The following is a 21,906-nucleotide window of genomic DNA, read 5'->3' on the forward strand; positions in this document are numbered from 1 at the left end:
TTTCTCGTGTGAAGATAATAATGAGCAACAACGACAATCAGCCAACCCTGTTTTGGCTGGATTATGAAACCTTCGGTGCCAACCCGGCACTAGATCGCCCATGCCAGTTTGCCGGTGTACGTACCGACATGGACATGAACATTATCGGTGAGCCGCTGGTTATCTACTGCAAACCACCTGTCGACTACCTGCCTTCGCCTGAAGCCTGCCTGATCACAGGGATCACGCCGCAAGAAGCGCATGAGAAAGGCTTGTCTGAGCCTGAGTTTATAGCCCAAATTCACAAAGAGCTGTCAAAGCCAAATACCTGTGTCATTGGCTATAATAATGTCCGCTTCGACGACGAAGTCACTCGTTATACCCTTTACCGTAATTTCTACGACCCATATGCTTGGAGCTGGCAAAACGGCAACTCGCGTTGGGATCTGCTCGATATCATGCGTACATGCTATGCGCTTCGTCCTGATGGCTTAAGCTGGCCAACCAATGAAGATGGTCAGCCAAGCTTCAAGCTTGAGAACCTGTCTGTTGCCAACGGCATTGAACATGCTAATGCGCACGATGCCATGGCCGATGTTTACGCCACCATCGAATTGGCGAAAATTATTAAGCAAAACCAGCCGAAGCTGTTTGATTACTTCTTCAAGTTGCGTAACAAGCGTAAACTTCAAGAGCTGGTTGATATCGTCGAGATGACACCGCTGATGCATGTGTCAGGGATGTTTGGTGTCGAGTGCGGCAATACCAGTTGGATTGTGCCGATGGCATGGCACCCTGATAACAAGAACGCGGTTATTACGGTGAATCTGGCCATGGATCCTACCCCGCTTATCGAGCTATCGGCCGATGAACTGCGCGAGCGCTTGTATACCAAACGTAGTGATTTGGGGCCTGATGAACAGCCAGTCCCCCTTAAGCTTATCCACCTGAATAAGTGTCCGGTACTTGCTCCGGCGAAAACTCTTCGCGCCGAAGATGCGGCCCGTATTGGTATCGACCGTGAAGCTTGTCTGAAAAACCTCGCGACGTTGAAAACCCATCCGGAAATCCGAGAAAAACTGCTGGCGATTTACAGCGTCGAGCGCGAGTTTGAGAAAAAAGACAATGTCGACACGATGCTTTACGACGGCTTTTTCTCTAACGCCGATCGTTCAACCATCGATATCATCCAGAAGACGCCAGAAGCCGAACTTGGCAAGCTGGAGTTGAACGTTAGTGATAAGCGTATCAAGCCGCTACTGTTCCGCTACCGTGCCCGTAACTTCCCAATGACGCTGGACTTCCAAGAGCAACAACAGTGGAAACACCACTGCCAGGACTTCTTCGAAGAAAACCTACCAAGTTACATGGAAAACCTCGAAGCGGTTGCCATGGAGCACCAGTCGAGCGAGAAGAAGATGAAGATCTTAAAAGCTGTCTACGATTACGTACAAACACTCGTATAAATGACGACAGCTTATCGGAGTCTTATTACTCCACTAGCTTGCTGATATAGAAACACAAATTAAAAGCCCCTTGCGCTTATCTAGCCAAGGGGCTTTTTAACATCAATGATTCTTTGTTGTGAGATTGCGCAACTGGGTATGAGCACTAACACTATTAATGATGGATTTTAAATTGTCATTCATGGATTCGAAGGGTGAATTGTAGTGATTGATATGACAACACAATCTTTAACACGCTGTTTCCGGTTCCCAGACGTCGACTTTGAGCCAGATGTACACTTACTGGTATGGCGAGACAAAAAAGAAACACCACTCACATTGCATGAGTCTCGGTTACTCGAGGCGCTATGCTATTGTGCTGGTGAAGTGATCAGCCATGAGCAGTTACACAACAAAACCTTCAGCCAACTGGATCCCTATGAAGACGGCGCCGATCAACACTACGATCTAAACAACATACTAAAACCTTTGGCAGCGAAGCTTATCCTTAATGAAAAAATGGCTATCCCCATTGAAGTCGTCCCACATTATGGCTTTAGGGTGCCACTACCCGAGAAAACCTGCCGACTAGTCCATGAGCCTGAAAAAGTGGAAGACCAAGAGCAAGTCACCCCTCCTAGCTCAGAACAAGAAGAGGACGAATTTAGATCTGCCACAGAAGAGATAGTAAAAACCAGTGTGGTACATAAAATCTCGGTTGCCATATTGGCATTGCTGGCTGCGGGGGTCATTACTGCTTCATTTCTAGACTATTTATGAAGTACTAGCTCTTTTTAATGCACTAAATTCATGACAACTAAGTGTGGCTTAGATCACATTTATTTTGTATGATAAATGCGTTTCTTCTACCAATTCTGAAGCGCTCATGGCATATCTACGATCTTTTTTTATTATCTTTGTCTGCCTAATGTTAGGCAAAGGCATCCAACACCTTACCGGTTTAGCCATCCCCGGTAGCATCATCGGCATGCTGATATTGTTCACCATTCTTTCTATGGGGCTTATTCCTGCCCACTGGGCAATGCAAGGCTGCCACCTGCTGATTCGCCACATGGCTTTATTGTTCGTCCCTGTTGGCATCGGCCTGATGAACTACCTCGATCTTCTGACCAATAATGCCCTTATCATCCTACTTAGCACGATAGGCAGTAGTGTGGTGGTCTTCGTCACCATAGGTTTAGCAACACACTATAAGGAAAAACAATGATCTGGCTGCTGACTACCTTAGTCGTGTTTTACACGGCCCGCTATATTTCCAAGCATATCCAGCATCCGATCGTTAATCCGCTCCTTATTTGCTTGCTCGTGATCATCCCTCTGCTCATGTGGCTTGAGGTTCCTTATGAAACCTATTTCGAGCAGAACAAATGGCTAAATGCGTTACTTGAGCCTGCGGTGGTTGCCTTGGCTTTTCCACTTTATGAGCAACTTAGCCAGATCCGCAAGAAATGGAAGGTGATCTTTTCTGTCTGTTTAATCGGTAGCTTGTTATCTATGATCACCGGTGCTGGCATCGCACTGATGCTAGGGGCTGATGCACAGCTGACAGCATCGATTCTCCCTAAGTCGGTGACGACCCCAATCGCGATGGCCGTGGCCGAACAAGTTGGTGGACTCCCTTCGGTTGCCGCTATCATGGTTATTATTGCCGGGTTATTTGGTGCAGTTTTGGGCTACCCTCTATTCCGCCTGATTGGTGTTAAAGCGCCGATCGCCAAAGGGCTAACCATGGGTACCGTCTCTCACGCATTAGGCACAGCGAAAGCGGCAGAGGAAAATTATCAGGAAGGCGCATTCAGCTCATTGGCCTTAGTCATTTGTGGGGTGATCACTTCAATTTTAGCGCCAGTATTGTTTCCACTCATCATGACAATATTTCGCTAAGATGTGCTAGTAATCGAATACAAAACTAAATAATTGATTATCTTCTATAATTTATTTACAACCTGTGTGACCCGACTCGCATTGCTGCAAATGATGCAACAGTTGATTGATAAGTGTGATCACGATCACCCAATTATATCGTTACCAAGCCTACAATGTTTCTCCATACACAAGACGGAGTGAAAACTCATGCACACTAAAGTAATGGATGCTTTAGGCGCTCTACCCGCTGATCTGGCTTCTGCAATTAAACCTGTACTGGAAGCTGAGAATTTCGATGCCACCTTAAACCCTGAGGTGTTTGCTCAGTTAATGTCGAAAACCAACATGACTGACAGTGAATTGCGTGTTGCATTACTTCCGCTTGCCGCTGCTTATTCTGTTGCACCTATTTCTAATTTCTATGTTGGCGCAATCGTCCGTGGTCAATCTGGCACGCTTTATTTCGGTGCTAACATGGAATTTGTAGGTGCTTGCCTTTCTCAAACGATTCACGCAGAACAATCCGCCATTAGCCATGCTTGGGTAAAAGGCGAAACCGGCATTTCTGATATCACCATTAACTACAGCCCTTGTGGTCACTGTCGCCAGTTCATGAACGAGCTAACAACAGCGAACGAATTGGTTGTTCAATTGCCAGAACGTGCTGCTAAGTCACTGCAAGAGTACTTGCCTGAGTCTTTTGGTCCAGCCGACCTGAATGTAACTGATGCGCTACTATCTAAAGTTGATAACGGTGTGGAAATCGAAGCATCAGAAGCCCTCATTCAACAAGCTTGCCAAGCGGCTAACCGTGCGCATGCGCCTTACACTAAAAACTTCAGCGGTGTGGCACTGAAAGCAAAAGACGGTAAAACGTTTATCGGTATGTATGCCGAAAATGCAGCTTTCAACCCTAGCCTTCCTCCGTTACAGGTGGCATTGGTTAACATGAACATGGCGGGTTACCCGCTTGCTGACATTGAAGAAGCGGCACTGGTTGAAAAAGCGGATAGCACTATCAGCCATCTCTCTGATACGCAGACGACACTGGAAGCACTGAACCCGGATATTCCACTGTCTTATGTTGCTGCATAAGCACAATGAAGATAATAAGCCGCCATTTGGCGGCTTTTTTGTATCTGTTGTCGCTTAGCGAACAGAAAGCGGTTTTCTCTTACCAAAGGTAGGAGTATGATTTTCCAGTTATAAACTCAATAAACCTTAATTTCATGTCTCATCAACACAACCCGATTCAAGGGGCTAGCTGGATGGTCACTGCCGGCTTAGCTTTTGCGATAGTCAACAGCCTGGCACAGTACCTCAGTATGGTTTTACACCTTCCATCAACCACTGTTGCCCTATTCCAGTACTTCATTGCCTTGGTGGCCATTTTTCCTTGGTTAAGAACCTTAGGTATTCGCAATGCACTGCGCACCCAACATTTTGGCCAACACTGTTTTCGTGTATTGCTCGCGGTAATCGGTATTCAACTGTGGCTATGGGCGCTGGCGTATCCGGTGCCAATCTGGCAGGGTATCGCGCTGCTGATGACCTCACCGCTGTTTGCCACGATTGGTGCAGGTCTATTTCTTAAAGAGAACGTCGGTACCGCACGCTGGATCGCCACACTTGCTGGTTTCTGCGGCGCGATGATCATCCTAGAACCTTGGTCAGACGGTTTCAGCTGGGCAACGCTACTCCCGGTGGCTGCTGCATTCTTCTGGGCTTGTTACTCGCTCATGGTGAAGAAAATGTCATCCAGTGAGTCACCAACCACCATTGTGGTATACCTGCTGATCCTTATCACACCGTATAACCTGTTCCTAGCCGTCCCAGAGTTTACACTGCCGCAAACAGGTTTAACTTGGATATTGCTGGGTGGTGCGGGGTTATTAACTGCGCTGGCCCAGTGGGCAATTGCCAAAGCGTATGCGGTGGCCGACGCCTCTTTTGTTCAGCCGTTTGATCATGCCAAACTACCTCTGAATGTGCTTGGCGGCTGGGTCGTCTTTGGTTGGGTTCCACCAGGCAGGTTGTGGCTCGGCGCCGCAATTATCATTGCCTCTGTTGCTTTCATTACCCAGTGGGAAAATAAAAAAGCGGCCACGGCAAAAGCTTAATATCAAGACTTGCCCTCGAGCATTTACCCAAGCATCCTGAAGTTATTTAGGTAACTATCTGAAATAACGGTACGCTCGGGGGTTGTCTTAATCCCACGACAAGTCTCACTTCACCACCGTCTACACTCTCCCTAAACCGCCCAACCTATTGCTAAGTTAAAGGTTGAGTCGTCATGTATGATCAACAACATGTGAGGTTTACGGAATGTCTTGGCGCGCTTTAGTTCTCTCGTTTATCGGTGGCGCTCTGCTATCACTTTCTTCAGTTTCACAGGCCCAATCTTTCGTCACGATCGGTACCGGTGGCGTAACCGGTGTTTACTACCCGACGGGGGGTGCTATTTGCCGACTTGTAAATAAAGATAGGAAAAGACACGGGGTGAGGTGCTCGGTTGAATCAACCGGTGGCTCGATCTATAACATCAACAGTATCCGGGCTGGCGATCTGGATCTTGGTATTGCCCAGTCAGACTGGCAATATCACGCTTACAACGGTACCAGTAAGTTTAAAGATAAAGGCCCTTTCAAATCACTCCGCTCTTTATTCTCTATTCATCCTGAACCTTTTACTGTCGTAGCGCGTGCAGATTCAGGCATCAAGAACTTTGAAGATCTAAAAGGCAAGCGGGTAAATATCGGTAATCCGGGTTCAGGCCAACGTGGAACCATGGAGGTGTTGATGCAAGCCTACGGCTGGACAGAAAAAGATTTTGCGTTGGTGTCAGAGCTCAAAGCATCAGAGCAATCCAAGGCCCTGTGTGATAACAAAATCGATGCCATGGTCTATACCGTTGGTCACCCAAGCGGAGCTATCAAAGAAGCGACAACCGCCTGTAATAGTGTGATCGTCAACGTTTCTGGGCTCATTGTCGATAAACTGGTTGAGGAGAATAGCTTCTACCGAAAAGCAACAGTACCGGGGAAAATGTACCGCGGCAATGATAACGATGTGCAAACCTTTGGCGTTGGTGCCACCTTTGTGTCATCGGCTGCCGTAGACGAGAAGATCATCTACGAAGTCGTGAAGTCGGTGTTCGACAACTTCGATAACTTCAAAAAACTCCATCCTGCTTTTGCCATTCTTAGCAAAGAAGAAATGGTGACAGATGGCCTCACCGCTCCCCTTCATGACGGTGCGAGAAAGTATTACATTGAGGCAGGGTTAATCGAAGAGGAATAAGCCCAATAAAAACGAGGAGCCCGTTGGATAACGTGGCTCCTCGTTTATTGAGTCGTCGATTAAGACGTCTATCAAGAGTAGCGGTGTTCGCTTAGAAGCGAATACGGAAACCTAGCTGACCTTCAAGATCAAGATCGACATCTTCAACCACATACAGCGTCGGACCGACTTCACCGTAGAACTCGAAGTTGTTCACTGGTACTTGAAAACCAATACCGCCACGTACACCAAGCTTGTTGTATTTGTTGTCTACGTACTGAGCGCCAACAAAGGTATATAGGTTGTTCATGCCTGGGTCCTGAGTTAGCGAACCTAGGTTGAAGGTTTTATCGAACGCGAGGCCAAAATCGTCGATACCTAGCGAGAAACGCAAGTCATTGTGCTTATATTGGATACCCGACATCGGGCTACCAAAGAAGATACCAACAGCTTGAGATGCATGCGCTGAAAACGGAACCGCCATCATAAGGCCTAGAGCTAGCAGATATTTTTTCATGATGTAATCATTGTCGTTGCTAAACAAAACTGCGGCTAATCTAACGGTAAAACAGAGCAAATTCGACCCTCATCGCTGACTAATGACAGAACTTTGACAATCATGACAGAATATTGCTGAGCTTTTGTTGTCGCTCTAAAACGGCCACCTCGTTGATAAAACCACCAGCTTGAGCAAGCAATAAACGCGACTTCCAAGAACAAGTTACCCAATGAAAAAGCAAATTTCACGATGTGATTAAATCATCGCGCAATCGTTTGCGTGATGATAAATTTCCTGTATGATCCGCACTAGTTTCACGTCTCCTCCAGTAAGGAATTCCAATGTTAGGATCTGCAACCCGCTTAAACGCAACGCGTGTACTTCTTCTCGGCTCAGGCGAGCTGGGTAAAGAAGTGGCCATTGAATGCCAACGCCTAGGTCTGGAAGTTATTGCCGTTGACCGTTATGCCGATGCACCGGCAATGCAAGTTGCCCACCGAAGCCATGTTATCGACATGCTTGATGGTGAAGCCCTGCAGCAGCTTATTGCCGATGAAAAGCCTGATTACGTTGTCCCTGAAATCGAAGCGATTGCAACCGATATGCTGGTTAAACTAGAGGCCGAAGGCTTGAATGTTGTGCCAACAGCCAATGCAACCAAACTTACGATGAACCGCGAAGGCATCCGTCGTCTGGCAGCAGAAGACCTTGATCTTACCACCTCCCCTTACCGCTTTGCCGATAACTATGACGATTTCAAAGCTGCAGTTGATCACGTCGGCATCCCATGTGTCGTGAAACCGGTAATGAGCTCTTCTGGCAAAGGCCAAAGCGTCATTAAATCACAAGACGATATTGAAAAAGCATGGGGCTATGCACAGGAAGGCGGTCGTACCGGTGCGGGCCGAGTGATTGTTGAAGGCTTCATCGACTTTGATTATGAAATTACTCTACTGACGGTACGCGCGGTTGATGGAACCCATTTCTGTGCACCGATCGGGCACCGCCAGGAAGACGGCGACTACCGTGAATCGTGGCAGCCGCAGGTAATGTCAGAAGAAGCACTGAAAGCCGCTGAGCACGCTGCAGGGAAAGTTGTTAACGCACTGGGGGGCTATGGCCTCTTCGGCGTTGAACTGTTCGTAAAAGGTGATCAGGTTATCTTCAATGAAGTCTCCCCTCGTCCACATGATACCGGCATGGTAACGCTGATCTCCCAAGAGCTATCGGAATTTGCCCTACATGTTCGTGCGTTCTTAGGACTGCCGATTCACACCATTCACCAGTACGGTCCATCCGCTTCTGCGGTTGTATTGGGTGAAGGTGTGTCCGAAAACATCCGTTTCGATAACCTTGCTGCAGCGCTTGCTCGCCCGAACACGCAAGCTCGCCTGTTTGGTAAGCCAGAGATCAATGGTCGCCGCCGCTTAGGTGTCGCCCTAACCCGTCGTGATAGCATCGACGGTGCTATCAAAGATGCGCTTGCTACCGCATCCGATATCAAGGTTGTGTACTAGGAAAAGAACAATCACCTAGGCAAAGAACAATCAAAAAAGGAGCCATCAGGCTCCTTTTTTATCGTTTTTAATAACGACAGCATTTGCGACCGTTATTTAGGCAACGGTAATCAACCAAGCTTCTTCAGCAAAGCGGGTCAGGCCACGTTTGCGGCGAGGGTGCGACTCATCCGCATCATCACGGGCTAAATGACGAATATCGCAACCTTCAAACAAGGCTTCAATTTCGTCCTTAACGACAGAAAATGGAGGGCCATCCATCTCATGCTGTGGGTAATCCAGGGTCACAAGCAAAATACGTCCGCCCGGCTTCACCATTGAAAGCAGCTTCTGGGTATAGCTCTGGCGCATTTCCTGCGGCATCGCAATAAGCGCAGCGCGATCATACACAATGTCGACAGGATCCACATTTGCCGTGAAATAATCACCACAATGAATTGTGATTTCGTCAAACTCGTAAATTGACTGGCCATTGCCCACCGGAATAACCAGCGGGGTGTAAAGATGCTCGGCAAAGAATGCACGTACTGCGATTTCACTCAGCTCAATACCGACCACTTTGTTGTGCTTCATCGCTAGCCATGCCAGGTCGACGGATTTACCGCACATAGGGACCAGCACCGTATCCTCTCGGGTCGGCTTCACTTCTGGCCAGTATTTTTCAAGTATCGGGTTGGTATCATCCAGGTGAAAACCAATTCGATTTTCAGCCCAGCGGCTATGCCAAAACTCTGCATCCATTTATTGTTTTCTCTTTCTTTTGACTGACTGATTGGCTTTATATCAAACTTGGCTTGATATAGCGAATCAAGGCACGTTAAACATATATGTATAGAAGGCGCTGTAAGGCATTTAGGAAGGCTTTCTCTGCCAAGCTGAGGTGATGCTATTGCTCATACGTTAAAAATCGCCATTGCGACGTATGCGAAATAAGCACAACGAACAAAAATCAACCAGCACATACATACAAAAAAAGATGCCGAAGCATCCTTTTTCGTTAGCTAAATTTCAAAGGCAAATCCAGCTAAGAATCTGTTCTTCAATTTTCTTTTATGAGAGTCATTGAATAAACGATACATGCTAGCGAATTAAGAAATTCGGAATAGCTTAATCGAGTCACGGCGAACAGTCACACCGCGGAAAGTTACAGGCTCAAGCAACGTCATTAGCTGCTTAGAAACAAAAAACTTACCGCCGTAGCTACGATCACCACCACGATTTACCCAATCTGCAAATTCATCTGCCAAGTTGAACATAGAGTTTCCAACAAGCAGAACCAACACTTTAGCGACTTCACTGTCATTCTGTTTATTAAACTCCGCGTCGCGAACTTTCTTACGATATTCTTCGACGATTCTTTCTAGGCACTCAAATCTGCTCATATACACCACCACAAAAAAAGAGGTGCGGATACTACTGCTCATACTCGCTGAAATCAACCCACTCAGGGCCTATTCTTGGTAGAAATTCGTAATTTTTTCGTTCTCTTAACATGATTCGGGGCATTTATAAGGAAAATGACGACTTGTGTCATATTTTTCACCTCGCCAATAAGTTACATTTGAAATATAACTTTATCTGTACCGCCTTGATTTCAAGCAAGAGAAATGACCATGAGTGACCAGAAAATAGACGCAACTGTCTTAATGGGAAACCTAGAAACTGAGTATAAAACCATTGAGGCAATGGTGAAGATTTACTGCAAGGATCACCATGGCACCAAAACACTGTGTGAAGAATGTGTCGACTTTTTGTCCTATGCTCTGACCAAGCTCGATCGCTGTCCTTATGGCGAAGAAAAACCGACCTGCAAACTGTGTCCCATTCACTGCTATAAAGCCGATTACAAAGAGCGATCACGAATTATCATGCGCTATAGCGGCCCCAAAATGCTATACCACCACCCTATTCTCGCTATCCGGCATCTTGTTGCTGGTAAGAAGCCGGTACCAGTAAAACCGGCACCGAATGCTTCCAACCGCCATAAACGAAAATCACACAGCCAATAGCGAATTAATTTCGGTAGTAATCGACAACCTGAATGGTGCTAGGTGGATCATTTGCTTCAAGGGTTAACTGGAAGCTTTTACCCCCTTGCATCTGCACGGTTGATCCACCACGCCCAGTCACGCTTACGCCCTCAATCTTTTCGAAAGACCGAGACTCGCTGTAATGCATGGTCACGTTCAAATCCACATCCTGGTTGGAAGATAACTCAAACTGACAAATCCCGTTTAGGCAGTAAACATCAAGGTTGCCATCTTGGTACTTCACATCCTCGACGTTCTTTATGGGTTTTGCTGTAATTTGTAACTCTTCGCCACACCCTGACAGTAAAACCGCCCCTGCGATTGCGGCAAACATCAATCGTTTCACGCATCCTCCTTTATCTCTTTCGTTTTCAGAGAATTACTATCACACCAATTACCACCATAGTGCAACCCATAGCGATTTATTCAAGCTTCTATAAAGAGTTGTCGATAACACTATCTATCTTAACTATGTGTGTTTAACAGAATCTACACACTGTCTCAAAATTAGCTTACCTACACTTCCCGTGACTGAGTTACTAGACACAAAATTGGAAGTGACAATGAAAACAGACGCTTGTAATCCACATAACTCTTCTGGGCTATGTATTGCTAGTTATACACGCCATCACCTTCGGCGGGTTCTACGAAAGGCTCTGCGAGTGCCTTTGATGTCGTCTGAATCAATCATGTGGCCAATAGCTTTTAAACTCAAAGCGATCAAATCCGTAACCGCCGCGATTTGTATTCTCTTTTTCGCTTCATCTTATGCTTTTGCTGATCAATCGGGAAACAACAAATGGCTCAAGCCACACAAGCCTTCCTCTGAAGAGCAGATCCATAACGAGTACCCGTTCTATCCCTCAAGGGCGCAAACTGCGGGCAAAGATTTGAAGCCTGAAATGTTCGAAGATCCAACAGTATGCAAGGCCTGCCATGAAGAAATTTACCAACAATGGGAAAACTCCGTCATGGCCAAATCTTGGGATGATCCCATTTATAAGGCCTTATTTAAACGTGCTAGTGAGGCAACCGATGGTGAAATAGATAATTTCTGTATTGCCTGTCATAGCCCTATCGGTATGACGAGCATGAATGCCTCCGCCAAAATGCTCGATACTGATGAACACCTACCGGGTGTGAACTGCGAAGTTTGCCATAACATTTCGGGTATAACCGGTCACGATAATGGCGCTTATGTACTGACTCCAAACCGAGAAGAGCACGTGAAACTAGGGCCTCGTACTGATGCACAATCCCCCTACCACAAAACCGCTTACCTCGATGTCCAAACCCGTTCGGAGTTCTGCTCAACATGCCATAACGTCACCCACCCAACTAACGGAACGGCTATTGAGCGTACATACGATGAGTGGCAAGAAAGCATCTACAACGAACAGGGTATCCAATGCCAGGATTGCCACATGACACCCGGCCCGGGAATCAATAGTAACCCAGGCAAGTCCGCCATTATGGGAAAAGAGCGTAAGCATATTTACTCTCACGAGTTCACTGGGGGCAACTCAACCCTGCACAATTATTTCAAATCCCCCGAACGCGCCGAAGCCGCAAGGGCAATGCTACGTTCTGCAGCCACTATGGAACTGGTCGACATTCCTGACACCATTCGAGCAGGTGACGCCGTCACGCTAAAGGTTAAAGTCAACAACGTCGGCGCAGGACATAAGCTGCCCACGGGTTTTCCTGAGGGACGAGAAGTATGGGTCGATTTCCAAGTAAGCTCTGATAACTACCCTAGCCTCTATCGCTCTGGTGCAATCGTTGATGGCCACACCGAGCCCAATACCCGTAACTTTAAAGTTTGGCTTGGCAATGCCAAAGGGGAAGTCGTTGATCTCAATGTCTGGGAAGTAGACAAAGTACTGGCCGATACCCGCATCCCCCCCAAAGGCTATTCAATTGTTGATTATACCTTCGTGGTGCCTGCCGATAGCGGCGATACACTTAAACTAGATATCACCTTGAACTATTGGCCGTTCTCACAACAACTTGTTGATGAACTACTTGGTGAAGGAGTACTGGAGGTCGATGTAGTTGAAATGACGACCTTAAAAGCAAGCCTTGACGTTTCACCCGCTGCACCTGCAGTGGCTCAACGCCATTAGCCCGTACAGCAGACAAAAAAGCGCCAGCAATTGCTGGCGCTTTCTTTCTGTTTATATCAGTTTATGCTTGGCAATGAATTAATGCTGGGGAGTCAAAGACTTCGCCTCTTCTTCCTTCTCCAACTCTTCGCCTTTTCTGATCAGCTTGTTAATCACTTTTGAAAGTGCCAGCGTAACAAACGCCATGACGACAGCCAACACCGCAAGGTTAAAGAAGTAGCTCGCATAAACGCTTTCAATAATATCCTGAGTTAGCTCAACATCTTTCGGCAATGCAATCTTTGTCGAAATAACCGCAGCCAGAATACCACTAAGAGACAACGCCACAGAACGCAGACCGATTGAGAATGCAGATAGGTAGCGAGGTACCATTTCAAAGATAAAGCCTGCCCCCAATGCACCAACAATCAACTCAGCCAGCGACTGGAAGAAGTGTACCCATAGAATCCAGTCTGCAGAGATCTTCCCATTGTCACCAACGAAGTTGGTTGACAGGCCAAGTAGCGAAAACGCTATAGCACTGAAGATGAAAGCCGCTGCAAATTTAGTTGGGATTGACGGTGAAATTCCTTTTCTTTCTAACCATCCATAGATAAAAATAACCGGACCACCCAACACAAAACACCATAGCGGGTTAAATGCCGCATTAGATTCAGGGCGGATTGGGATCAAGCCAAACAGGTGGTCACCCATTAGGTTGATAGCATAAATGTTCATCGAGGTTAGCATCTGACCGTAGTAGAAATAGAACACAATCATGATGAAAATGAGGATCAACACCCCGCACATTTTGTATTTAAACGCAGTGGTGGCCCGGGTAATTTCAAAAATGAAGTAACCAATAGCGCCAGCACCTAGTGCGTATAATAGGTATTTACCTTCATTTAAGTTAGAGAACACCCAGAATACCAGACCCAGCATAATTGCCGAACCTAGAACAAAAGCAGCCCATACTTTCATCGAAACTGAACGGCGGTCGATATCGTTACCTACACCGATAAGACGATCACGGAACAGAACAAAAAGCACCAGGGTGATCGACATCAATCCAGACGCAATATAGAAATTCCCTTGGTACGCTAAGTAAGCCACCATGAATGGGAAAAGGTATTTCGATGCGAATGAACCTAGGTTATTTATCGAATAGTTAACCGTTAAACCCTGCTGGAATGAATCACGGTTATCTGCCGCATAGGAATTACCCAATAATACCGTTGGGCTTGTTGCAGAAAGTCCCCTTGCGTATCCGATAAGTGCTATAGCAAAAATACTTAGCGGAACATTCAGCGAACTCGCCCCATATCCCAGTGTAAAGAAACCGATGGTATAAACTGTGTAGCCAATATACACCGCACGGAATGAACCAATATAGCGGTCAGCAACAAAGCCACCCACAGCCGAGAAAACAGGTCCTACAGCACCGAAAGCACCCATCATCATAATGGTATCGGCTTCGCTGTAATTAAGTTCAACGAGGAAGAACTTAGTAAGTAGAACGTAGGTGCCGTAGAATGCTGCACCCCATAGAAACTGTCTTAAGATAAGTACTCTAGCAATAAAAGGGAATCTAGAATTTGCGTCTTGCATATTATACTCCTTCAATATTATGCACTGCACAAACTAGCAATTTACAACCAATAATTTCATGATCAAAAGCAACTTATTCAACAAATCACCTATGCTAAGCGCACTTTTTTGCATATCTGTGATATTGATATAAAAATTATCAGTAACTCACTGATTAAAAAGAAAAAACAATATCATCATTTAAAATCATTCCCATTATCCGCGTGTGTTTTGTATGATGAATATTGTCCGCCAATAGTGTTACGGTTATTTCTTAACCAAAAGTGGTATCAAAGTAATAAATCGTTATGTTTGAAATAAAAATAGCTGACGCAGCGCCAGCTATTTATTGGAAAAGTTCTCCCTAAGTGACTTCAAGTTGCTTGGGGATAATGATGAAACAGGATAATTAAACCTACTCTAACTGTTTATAAAATAACAATGTGGCGTCCAAGTTACCGCTCGCGCTAATTGCAAACGCAGGGATCTCTCCTGCAAACTGAAAACCCAAATCGGTATACAGCTTCGAGGCTATGTCACCTTTGCGTGTATCCAAGACTAATAAACTTCGGCCTAATTTCACTGCTGCTTGTTCTGCAGCATCCACCAGCGCTTTACCTAATCCATTGCCTCTCTGCTGCGGTAACACCATAAGCTTTTCAATTTCAGCACGGTGGATCCCATTGGCTTTCTGACATAATGCCAATTGCACAACACCGACAACTTTCCCGCTGTTTTTGGCGATAAATAATCGTCGCTCACCTTTTGCAACCTCACCCTCGATACTATGCCAATAACCCGTTGCCTCTACTTTCCCTAAAGGGGGTAAGAAACCAATTGAGGCACCATCGTTCACACACTCAAGCAGCAACTCAATAAGTTCTTGCTCAATCTCACTCATAGTGATTATTTCTTGAACATCCATGTAATCTTCTCTCCTAATACGAACCTATAAACTAATCTGGCATGTCACTACATGACTGGCAAGCACAACGAATAATAGCCATTGCTTTCCATAGTCGGAATGTAACAACTACCTATTAATTCATTGTGATAAGCTGCATGTCACATTATTATCGATGTCGTACACATACCCCAACAGGATAAAAATAATGAAAGGCATTCTTTCTGTTCAGTCACATGTCGTTTATGGACACGCAGGAAACAGTTCAGCCGTTTTTCCACTACAGCGTATGGGTTTTGAAGTATGGCCAATCCATACCGTTCAATTCTCTAATCACACTCAGTACAAAGAAGGCTGGACAGGACGTGCTTTTGCCGCAGAAGATATCACCAGCTTAGTCTCCGGTATGGAAGCAATTGGCCAACTTGCTAATTGTGAAGCGGTGCTTAGTGGCTACCAAGGCAGTGCCGAGCAATGCCTAGCAATTGAAGCAACGGTGAAAAAAGTAAAAGCAGCCAACCCTGAAGCGCTATATGTATGCGACCCTGTAATGGGTGCACCTGATAAGGGTTGTATTGTTGCACCTGGCATTGCCGAACACCTTATCAATACCCTAATGCCGATGGCAGATATCATCGTGCCTAACCAGTTTGAGCTTAGCCAATTTGCTGGTATGGAAATTAACTCATTGGATGATGCAGTCAAGGCTTGCCAAGTTGCTCTGAACAAAGGCCCGAAGATGGTCTTGGTTAAACACCTACACAGTGTATCGAATGAGATGTTCTCTATGATGCTGGCCACCCAAGAAGGTTGCTGGTTAGCCCAACGCCCTCACCTTGAGTTTGATAAGCAGCCTGTTGGTGTTGGCGATCTTATCTCTGCCCTATTTACCGGCCAGTACCTAGCAAAAGGCAGCGCAGAAGCGGCATTCAGCCACTGTAACGATGCCTGTTACGCTGTATTGAAAGAAACCTCACTACGTGGCGAGTGGGAACTGCAGACCATTGCGGCCCAGAGTGAAATTGTTAAGCCTTGTGAGCACTTCCCAATAGAAGCACTCTAACAGCTAACAATATTCAACGCAGAGTGTAGACTGCTATCTCTGCGTTGAATGTTAAGACCAAGACCAAATAATACTAAGCCACCGACTGCGGCACCTTTGACTTATAAAGCAAGCGTTCAAACTCAGCGGCAGGCAAAGGCTTACTGAAATAGTAACCTTGCCCGTAGTCACAGCCTCGCTGTAACAAATATTCGGTATGCCACTTCGTTTCAACGCCTTCGGCAACAACTCGAATATTCAACGCTTTTGCCATCGCAATAATCGCATTTACCAACTCTCGGTTAGATGCATTTTGGTCAATATCTATCAGAAATGATCTGTCTATTTTCAACTTGTCGAACGGAAACTTTTGCAAGTAGCTCAATGCCGAGTAACCGGTACCAAAATCATCAATTGTTAGCTCAACACCACGACTACGCAAACCATCAAGCAAGGAAACAACTTCTTGATTGTGGTTGAATAGCAAACTTTCTGTCACTTCAATATCGAGCATATTTGCAGGTAAACCCGAAGATTCTAGCCCCTTTTGTATTTGGGCTGACAACGTATCGCAATACCTGAACTGCACGCTAGAAAAGTTTATCGAGATTTTTATTGGCGCAATACTTTGCCAGTGAGCCGCATAGTGACAAGCTTGGGAGATAGCAATCTCACCCAGTCGGTGAATCAAACCGTTCTTCTCGGCCAGCAGGATAAATTCATCGGGTTGAATATAGCCTAGTATTTCATCCTCCCAGCGCATCAGAGCCTCAGCCCCCACAATTTGATTCGTTTCCAAATCAATGATTGGTTGGTAATGCATCTCGATTAAGTTGTTTTTGATTGCTTGACGCAGCCGCCCGTCGAGGTCCAGAGTACGTTGCACATCAGTCATCATGCTAGTTTCATAGAACCGGTAAGCATTACGGCCATCTTGTTTGACTCGGTACATGGCTGTATCAGCCGCCGCCAGCAACTGATGGGTGTTTGTTCCATCGCGCGGGTAAACCGCCATACCAATACTGGTAGTGATGAAAAATTCTTGATTGTTCCAGATAAACGGGCGTTCAAACAAAGCCAAAATCGACGAGGACAATGCTTGGGCATACTCTTCGTCACGGAGGTTGGGAATAATGAGCAAAAACTCATCCCCCCCCAAACGCGCTAATACACTTGACTCCCCAATGACTGACAATAAGCGCTGGCTACTATCGGTGAGAATGAAGTCTCCCGCTAAATGACCCAACGTGTCATTGATCTGCTTGAAGTTGTCGAGATCAATAAACATCACTAACACTGCACTATCGGCATCAATCGCATCAGCAATGATCAACTCCAGCTGCTCATTGCCATATTTTCGATTGGGCAAACCCGTTAACACATCATGCGTGGCCTGGTAAGCTAATTTCCGCTCGGAGTCTTTTCGACGGTCGATTTCTTCCATCAACCGTTCATTCTGTACGGCAAGCACGCGCTGTTGCTTGTGTGACTCTTCAAACTTTGTTTTTAAAATGATATTGGCGCTATTAATATTAAAGGTATAAAACAGACCTATAATGACTGGCACAGCTAAAAAAGAAATACCGGCAACAAACCACCCCGACGTAAAAATGTCTTTTTCATTGACCGGAGAAAACCAACCTTTTAACTGATACGGTGTATTCTCAATCTGCAGTTCAAAAAAGATAACATCTGATTTTTCTAGAACGTCGTCAGTAATTGAATTCCACACTAATATATTTTCACCCTCAGCAGAAAGCAACATTCGACTCCTACTACCTTCGTACTCCTGAGCGGTTAGCTGTTCAATTATTACAGAGGTATTTATATAGGCAATCAAATAAGCGACGGGGCGGCCTGAGTAATATACTGTTTTGTATATTTCAATATGTGGCTTCCTAGAGTCATGACTAGTATGTAAAACATGCACACTACTGATAGAACTCTTTAAGCGATTCGTATCAACATGCATGCTTATTTTTTCAGCAGTATCAACGATCACCGAACCGTCATAACTGACAAGAGTGAAGCGATCATACACTGGTATATCATTGATTAATTTGGTCTCAATTAACGTATCTAGCTCATGATCGAGCTTAATCAGGCTCGCACCAAGACCATATTCCATCGACATTCCCGATGCCAAGTTGGCAAAAAACGTCGTCATGGCCCTATCTGTTGTAAAATCGGTTATTTCTTCACTGGAAACGCTAAAAAAATACTCCAACATACTGGCATAACTTTGTACTTTCAGCGTCAATTCACGATGCTGAGACTCATTCAATCGAGTTTGACCAAGATTGGTAACAGCCAATATCAATATCAAATACGCCGCTAGCAATACTGCTGCGAGTATAATGAGATTACTACTTGATAATTTTTGTATCCATTTCTTCATAAATCAGCTTCATTGCTTTCACTAAAGTAATCACCATAAAAATAAAATACCGATGGATAATGCTTTTCTATAAGCTTTTGATAGGTCCCATCTTTTCTAATCTTAGTTAAGTATTGGTTAAAAGCATGACGTAATTCGGGGCTATTTTTCCTAAATGCCGCCGCCATTCTTTGATCTTGTGAGATTGGTCCAATAACTTTGATCTCTCCTGGCCATTTTTCTAAAGCAATTAATGTATCAGCTACGTCTAATAACGTAGTTTCGGCATCATTATTTAAAATTGCCGGCACCATTTCATTTAACTTACGTCCAGGTTCAGGAAGAATGATATTTGCCCCTGTGTCATATAAATTATACAAATTTGGATCGAGGCAAGACTGCTCCATTGCCAATACATCTTTGTTTTCAATCAAGCTTTTTACAATATTAATATCTTTATTTATATCGCCAGTTGGTTTAATTGGCGTCAAGGATGAATCAGAACGCGCCACTAACCATACAGCTGAAGGAAAATAGTCTATTGAAAAATCAGCTAATTCTGCGCGCCAATCTAAAACCGTTACGCCATTTGCGACAATATCGCCTTCTATCGGCGATTTCTCTCCCAACACAATCTCACTATTCAAATACAAGGCATTTTGGCCGTTCAGCTTTCCAACAACAGTATCCCATTGGGCAGGAACATATTCGTATTGGACACCTAGCGATTTGGCAAAACCTTTTACGATCTCAACATCGAGCCCGCTTAGCGATTCAAACTCATCTGTTTTGATATAGGAAACAAAGTTAGCGTAAGGCACGCCAATATGACGCAAGACGCCCCGCTCCTTGATTTCCGCTAAATCGTCAGCCATTGCCAAAGAACTGGCCTGTCCCCCAACACCAAGTACTATCGCGGCAATCAAGGATCGTAATAATTGTCTCGTTCTTTTCATTAAGCACTGTCCTCATCCTTGCAGTACAGCATCCCAAACACCTTGATGTGACTGGGAGATATACGCCCAGCGAACTGGGCGCCTTATGTTATGCCATTACTTCATACAGCTGTTTTATTGCTTTCACCAACCCTTTCACGTCTTTCTCATTGTGGAATAAGTGAGTAGAAATACGCAGAGAGTAAGTCGAGTCGACATCATCTTTGTACAGCTTGAAGTCAGTGGTACGAATAATGTAGCCATACTCTTCACGCAACCTATCCCTGAATTCAGTCAACAAATCGCCATCAGTAACATTGAATGGGAACGGATTGAATGTCGTTAAACCGCTGTCTAGTCCCTCTACATCCGGTGAGAACACCAAAGCTTGCGGCAGTGCATCAGACAATAAGCTTTTGCATAATTTGCTTAGATACAACACACGAGATTCAATACGACGGCGGCCTATGTCATCCCACATTTTGCAGCTATCAGCCAAGGCTTGTTTCGCTGGGTAATTATCATTTCCGATGTACTGCATCTGCAGCTGGGTACCTAGGTAGTCGGCATGAGATAACGAAGAGTTGATATACCAAAGTGGGTTTTCCCGTTCAGGCCAATACTCATCTAACCGTGTCGCATTGTCGCGCACATACAAGATCCCTGTCGCACCCGGCCCACACTGCCACTTGTGACCAGAACCCGCATAGAAATCACAGTCGATATCATGGAAATCCAAGTCCATCATCCCAATGGTATGCGCCCCATCGACAAGCGTCGGCACTGCATACTTTTTCGCAAGCCGACATAGTTTTTTGGCTGGCAAACGCGCACCCGTTTTGTATGTAATATGCGAGAACACCATTAACCGGACATTACTGTGTTCGTTTAACGCTTTTCTGAAAGCCTTAACATAATCTTGCTCGGTAACTTCTTCAGTTCCTGTATACACAGGTAGTTCAACCTCAACAACTTCGACCCCAAAGCGCTGTTTGACCACATTCAATGGCGATGAAGCAGCAACATGCTCATGATGAGTTGTGAGAATGACGTCTCCCGGCTCAAAGTGCAGGCCGTTGATAATTGAACACATGCCATCGGTGGTATTACGACTTAAAATTATCTCGTGAGGATCGGCACCAAAACCAGCGGCAATATCAGCCACCATCTCAGAAACATACGGCCAGCCGCCAAATTTACCATCCATATCCCACGGATATTTAGCAACGGTTTTATTGTTCTCGTGAAACGCTTGCAACACTGACTTCGGCATAGAACCTGTTGTCCCTATATTCATATAAGTTGTGTTGCTATCTAAAATAAATTGCCGTCTCACTTCTCGCCAAAAATCACTATCACTCCCACCGAAATGAAGTGACTGCCAATCAGTAACATCATCAGCAGCACTTGCTGTGCTACTGAACAGCCCACTTCCTACACCAGCAACGGCAAGCCCTGTGGTTGTTTTCAAAAACTGTCGGCGTTTAAGGTTTTTCAGATCCGCATCTGAGTGACTCATTTTTATCTCCCTGTGTCATGCACGAAAAATTGAGAACAATTAACAACTCAATCAATAAAATCACAAAATATTACCAAATGTAATTATTCTTTTCGTAAATACCGAGCAACATCAAACTATCCTCATGCAAATACTGCCATGCATTTACAAAACAGTTATACCTAAAAGGCGATGTTCATTTTTTTGCACAGCGTTACCCAAATCCTTAAGAACACCGTGCGACAGCAAACAAAACTCGCCACCCGAGTCTATAAAGCTAGACCAAAAAAACCTGATGGGCATAATTGACATCGTGATGAAGCACTTTTCTCCCCTACGAAAAACACTCGAAATTACAAGGGTATATTTATAATTGTGCATGCAAAAACGCCCCGCAGAAGCAGGGCGCTAATATCAAATTGGCTCAATGGCGTACTACCCAACACGAAACACTTTAGTTTTCTCCAGTACCAGAACAATAGATCTCAAAGGCTTCTTCTGTGTTATCAAAACCTTCACGCTCGGCTAGCTCCCAAGGCCGTTCGCACTGCTCTGTTGTTGCACACCAACTGTATCCTGCTGAGCTCTTGCACCCATATTCATCTTCATCTGCCCCTACCATCGGCTCTGTAGAGTCATTACAGCCAACCAGTACAGCACCACTTGAAACGAACAGTACAACTAACGCTGAGAATGTTGAAAGACGACGCATCATACACCCCTCTCTGTACCAAGAATTAATTATTAAGGATAGGCCGTTATATTTATGCTGGGCAACAACTATGAGGACAAACACTTTTTTCACACCACTACTGATAAAAA

The 21,906-nt window shown here is 45.2% G+C and carries 21 protein-coding genes; 11 read left to right on the forward strand and 10 right to left on the reverse strand.

Features of this window, described 5'->3' with window-relative positions:
* The first annotated feature begins 20 nt into the window (after positions 1-20).
* The 7 genes from sbcB to L4D79_RS15715 all read left to right on the forward strand — a co-directional run bounded on the left by sbcB (position 21) and on the right by L4D79_RS15715 (position 6,611).
* The gene (sbcB, locus tag L4D79_RS15685; protein WP_428652485.1) at positions 21-1,445 is read left to right on the forward strand and encodes an exodeoxyribonuclease I; all 1,425 of its coding nucleotides are present in this window, start codon (positions 21-23) and stop codon (positions 1,443-1,445) included.
* A gap of 213 nt (positions 1,446-1,658) precedes the next feature.
* Positions 1,659-2,204 (forward strand): winged helix-turn-helix domain-containing protein, encoded by a 546-nt coding sequence (locus L4D79_RS15690; RefSeq protein WP_428652486.1) that lies wholly within the window; start codon positions 1,659-1,661, stop codon positions 2,202-2,204.
* A gap of 106 nt (positions 2,205-2,310) precedes the next feature.
* Complete coding sequence (locus tag L4D79_RS15695) at positions 2,311-2,652, forward strand: CidA/LrgA family protein (protein ID WP_428652487.1); 342 nt, start codon at positions 2,311-2,313, stop codon at positions 2,650-2,652.
* Entirely contained in the window at positions 2,649-3,329 is a 681-nt protein-coding gene (locus L4D79_RS15700) for a CidB/LrgB family autolysis modulator (RefSeq protein ID WP_428652488.1), read from the forward strand. Before L4D79_RS15695 ends, L4D79_RS15700 begins: the two co-directional genes overlap by 4 nt.
* Positions 3,330-3,518: 189 nt before the next feature.
* Positions 3,519-4,406 (forward strand): cytidine deaminase, encoded by an 888-nt coding sequence (gene cdd / locus L4D79_RS15705; RefSeq protein WP_428652489.1) that lies wholly within the window; start codon positions 3,519-3,521, stop codon positions 4,404-4,406.
* A 134-nt stretch (positions 4,407-4,540) separates the two neighbouring features.
* Positions 4,541-5,431, forward strand: coding sequence for a DMT family transporter (locus L4D79_RS15710; protein WP_428652490.1), 891 nt, complete (start codon positions 4,541-4,543; stop codon positions 5,429-5,431).
* 205 nt (positions 5,432-5,636) lie between these two features.
* Positions 5,637-6,611 carry a TAXI family TRAP transporter solute-binding subunit gene (locus tag L4D79_RS15715; RefSeq protein WP_428652491.1) on the forward strand — a complete coding sequence of 325 codons (975 nt, stop codon included), beginning with the start codon at positions 5,637-5,639 and terminating at the stop codon, positions 6,609-6,611.
* A gap of 91 nt (positions 6,612-6,702) precedes the next feature.
* On the opposite strand, the gene L4D79_RS15720 is transcribed toward L4D79_RS15715, so the two are convergent.
* The gene (locus L4D79_RS15720; protein ID WP_428652492.1) at positions 6,703-7,107 is read right to left on the reverse strand and encodes a hypothetical protein; all 405 of its coding nucleotides are present in this window, start codon (positions 7,105-7,107) and stop codon (positions 6,703-6,705) included.
* Between the two features lie 323 nt (positions 7,108-7,430).
* Between L4D79_RS15720 and purT the strand changes: the two genes are divergently transcribed.
* Complete coding sequence (purT, locus tag L4D79_RS15725) at positions 7,431-8,606, forward strand: formate-dependent phosphoribosylglycinamide formyltransferase (RefSeq protein ID WP_428652493.1); 1,176 nt, start codon at positions 7,431-7,433, stop codon at positions 8,604-8,606.
* 96 nt (positions 8,607-8,702) lie between these two features.
* On the opposite strand, the gene L4D79_RS15730 is transcribed toward purT, so the two are convergent.
* Positions 8,703-9,347, reverse strand: coding sequence for a thiopurine S-methyltransferase (locus tag L4D79_RS15730; RefSeq protein ID WP_428652494.1), 645 nt, complete (start codon positions 9,345-9,347; stop codon positions 8,703-8,705).
* A 347-nt stretch (positions 9,348-9,694) separates the two neighbouring features.
* Positions 9,695-9,988 (reverse strand): hypothetical protein, encoded by a 294-nt coding sequence (locus tag L4D79_RS15735; protein WP_107348508.1) that lies wholly within the window; start codon positions 9,986-9,988, stop codon positions 9,695-9,697.
* Between the two features lie 231 nt (positions 9,989-10,219).
* Between L4D79_RS15735 and L4D79_RS15740 the strand changes: the two genes are divergently transcribed.
* Entirely contained in the window at positions 10,220-10,615 is a 396-nt protein-coding gene (locus L4D79_RS15740; RefSeq protein ID WP_428652495.1) for a nitrous oxide-stimulated promoter family protein, read from the forward strand.
* A 4-nt stretch (positions 10,616-10,619) separates the two neighbouring features.
* Here the strand turns inward: L4D79_RS15740 and L4D79_RS15745 are convergent, their stop codons facing one another.
* Entirely contained in the window at positions 10,620-10,982 is a 363-nt protein-coding gene (locus L4D79_RS15745) for a spore gernimation protein (protein ID WP_428652496.1), read from the reverse strand.
* A gap of 217 nt (positions 10,983-11,199) precedes the next feature.
* On the opposite strand from L4D79_RS15745, the gene L4D79_RS15750 reads away from it, so the two are divergent.
* The gene (locus L4D79_RS15750) at positions 11,200-12,762 is read left to right on the forward strand and encodes a multiheme c-type cytochrome (RefSeq protein ID WP_428652497.1); all 1,563 of its coding nucleotides are present in this window, start codon (positions 11,200-11,202) and stop codon (positions 12,760-12,762) included.
* 78 nt (positions 12,763-12,840) lie between these two features.
* Here the strand turns inward: L4D79_RS15750 and L4D79_RS15755 are convergent, their stop codons facing one another.
* Positions 12,841-14,349, reverse strand: coding sequence for a peptide MFS transporter (locus L4D79_RS15755; protein WP_428652498.1), 1,509 nt, complete (start codon positions 14,347-14,349; stop codon positions 12,841-12,843).
* A 394-nt stretch (positions 14,350-14,743) separates the two neighbouring features.
* Positions 14,744-15,253, reverse strand: a complete 510-nt coding sequence (locus L4D79_RS15760) for a GNAT family N-acetyltransferase (RefSeq protein WP_428652499.1) — start codon at positions 15,251-15,253, stop codon at positions 14,744-14,746.
* Between the two features lie 187 nt (positions 15,254-15,440).
* Between L4D79_RS15760 and pdxY the strand changes: the two genes are divergently transcribed.
* Positions 15,441-16,295 carry a pyridoxal kinase PdxY gene (pdxY, locus tag L4D79_RS15765; protein WP_428652500.1) on the forward strand — a complete coding sequence of 285 codons (855 nt, stop codon included), beginning with the start codon at positions 15,441-15,443 and terminating at the stop codon, positions 16,293-16,295.
* A 73-nt stretch (positions 16,296-16,368) separates the two neighbouring features.
* On the opposite strand, the gene L4D79_RS15770 is transcribed toward pdxY, so the two are convergent.
* The 4 genes from L4D79_RS15770 to L4D79_RS15785 form a co-directional block, all read right to left on the reverse strand.
* On the reverse strand, positions 16,369-18,672 hold the full coding sequence (locus L4D79_RS15770; RefSeq protein WP_428652501.1) for a putative bifunctional diguanylate cyclase/phosphodiesterase: 2,304 nt from the start codon (positions 18,670-18,672) through the stop codon (positions 16,369-16,371).
* A complete protein-coding gene (locus L4D79_RS15775) occupies positions 18,669-19,607 on the reverse strand; it encodes a transporter substrate-binding domain-containing protein (RefSeq protein ID WP_428652502.1) in 939 nt (312 codons plus the stop codon). The genes L4D79_RS15770 and L4D79_RS15775 overlap by 4 nt, the downstream gene beginning before the upstream one ends.
* An 88-nt stretch (positions 19,608-19,695) precedes the next feature.
* Complete coding sequence (locus tag L4D79_RS15780; protein ID WP_428652503.1) at positions 19,696-21,105, reverse strand: aminotransferase class V-fold PLP-dependent enzyme; 1,410 nt, start codon at positions 21,103-21,105, stop codon at positions 19,696-19,698.
* 433 nt (positions 21,106-21,538) lie between these two features.
* On the reverse strand, positions 21,539-21,799 hold the full coding sequence (locus L4D79_RS15785) for a serine protease (RefSeq protein WP_428652504.1): 261 nt from the start codon (positions 21,797-21,799) through the stop codon (positions 21,539-21,541).
* Positions 21,800-21,906 lie beyond the last annotated feature (107 nt).

The organism is Photobacterium satsumensis (genome assembly GCF_050336935.1).
Taxonomy (GTDB): Bacteria; Pseudomonadota; Gammaproteobacteria; order Enterobacterales; family Vibrionaceae; genus Photobacterium; species Photobacterium satsumensis.

What these genes read in the sequence shown, in the direction of transcription:
- sbcB (WP_428652485.1), top strand. Translation starts at nt 21, where the DNA reads ATGAGCAACAACGACAATCAGCCAACCCTGTTTTGGCTGGATTATGAA.
- L4D79_RS15690 (WP_428652486.1), top strand. Translation starts at nt 1,659, where the DNA reads ATGACAACACAATCTTTAACACGCTGTTTCCGGTTCCCAGACGTCGAC.
- L4D79_RS15695 (WP_428652487.1), top strand. Translation starts at nt 2,311, where the DNA reads ATGGCATATCTACGATCTTTTTTTATTATCTTTGTCTGCCTAATGTTA.
- L4D79_RS15700 (WP_428652488.1), top strand. Translation starts at nt 2,649, where the DNA reads ATGATCTGGCTGCTGACTACCTTAGTCGTGTTTTACACGGCCCGCTAT.
- cdd (WP_428652489.1), top strand. Translation starts at nt 3,519, where the DNA reads ATGCACACTAAAGTAATGGATGCTTTAGGCGCTCTACCCGCTGATCTG.
- L4D79_RS15710 (WP_428652490.1), top strand. Translation starts at nt 4,541, where the DNA reads ATGTCTCATCAACACAACCCGATTCAAGGGGCTAGCTGGATGGTCACT.
- L4D79_RS15715 (WP_428652491.1), top strand. Translation starts at nt 5,637, where the DNA reads ATGTCTTGGCGCGCTTTAGTTCTCTCGTTTATCGGTGGCGCTCTGCTA.
- L4D79_RS15720 (WP_428652492.1), bottom strand. Translation starts at nt 7,107, where the DNA reads ATGAAAAAATATCTGCTAGCTCTAGGCCTTATGATGGCGGTTCCGTTT.
- purT (WP_428652493.1), top strand. Translation starts at nt 7,431, where the DNA reads ATGTTAGGATCTGCAACCCGCTTAAACGCAACGCGTGTACTTCTTCTC.
- L4D79_RS15730 (WP_428652494.1), bottom strand. Translation starts at nt 9,347, where the DNA reads ATGGATGCAGAGTTTTGGCATAGCCGCTGGGCTGAAAATCGAATTGGT.
- L4D79_RS15735 (WP_107348508.1), bottom strand. Translation starts at nt 9,988, where the DNA reads ATGAGCAGATTTGAGTGCCTAGAAAGAATCGTCGAAGAATATCGTAAG.
- L4D79_RS15740 (WP_428652495.1), top strand. Translation starts at nt 10,220, where the DNA reads ATGAGTGACCAGAAAATAGACGCAACTGTCTTAATGGGAAACCTAGAA.
- L4D79_RS15750 (WP_428652497.1), top strand. Translation starts at nt 11,200, where the DNA reads ATGAAAACAGACGCTTGTAATCCACATAACTCTTCTGGGCTATGTATT.
- L4D79_RS15755 (WP_428652498.1), bottom strand. Translation starts at nt 14,349, where the DNA reads ATGCAAGACGCAAATTCTAGATTCCCTTTTATTGCTAGAGTACTTATC.
- L4D79_RS15760 (WP_428652499.1), bottom strand. Translation starts at nt 15,253, where the DNA reads ATGGATGTTCAAGAAATAATCACTATGAGTGAGATTGAGCAAGAACTT.
- pdxY (WP_428652500.1), top strand. Translation starts at nt 15,441, where the DNA reads ATGAAAGGCATTCTTTCTGTTCAGTCACATGTCGTTTATGGACACGCA.
- L4D79_RS15770 (WP_428652501.1), bottom strand. Translation starts at nt 18,672, where the DNA reads ATGAAGAAATGGATACAAAAATTATCAAGTAGTAATCTCATTATACTC.
- L4D79_RS15775 (WP_428652502.1), bottom strand. Translation starts at nt 19,607, where the DNA reads ATGAAAAGAACGAGACAATTATTACGATCCTTGATTGCCGCGATAGTA.
- L4D79_RS15780 (WP_428652503.1), bottom strand. Translation starts at nt 21,105, where the DNA reads ATGAGTCACTCAGATGCGGATCTGAAAAACCTTAAACGCCGACAGTTT.
- L4D79_RS15785 (WP_428652504.1), bottom strand. Translation starts at nt 21,799, where the DNA reads ATGATGCGTCGTCTTTCAACATTCTCAGCGTTAGTTGTACTGTTCGTT.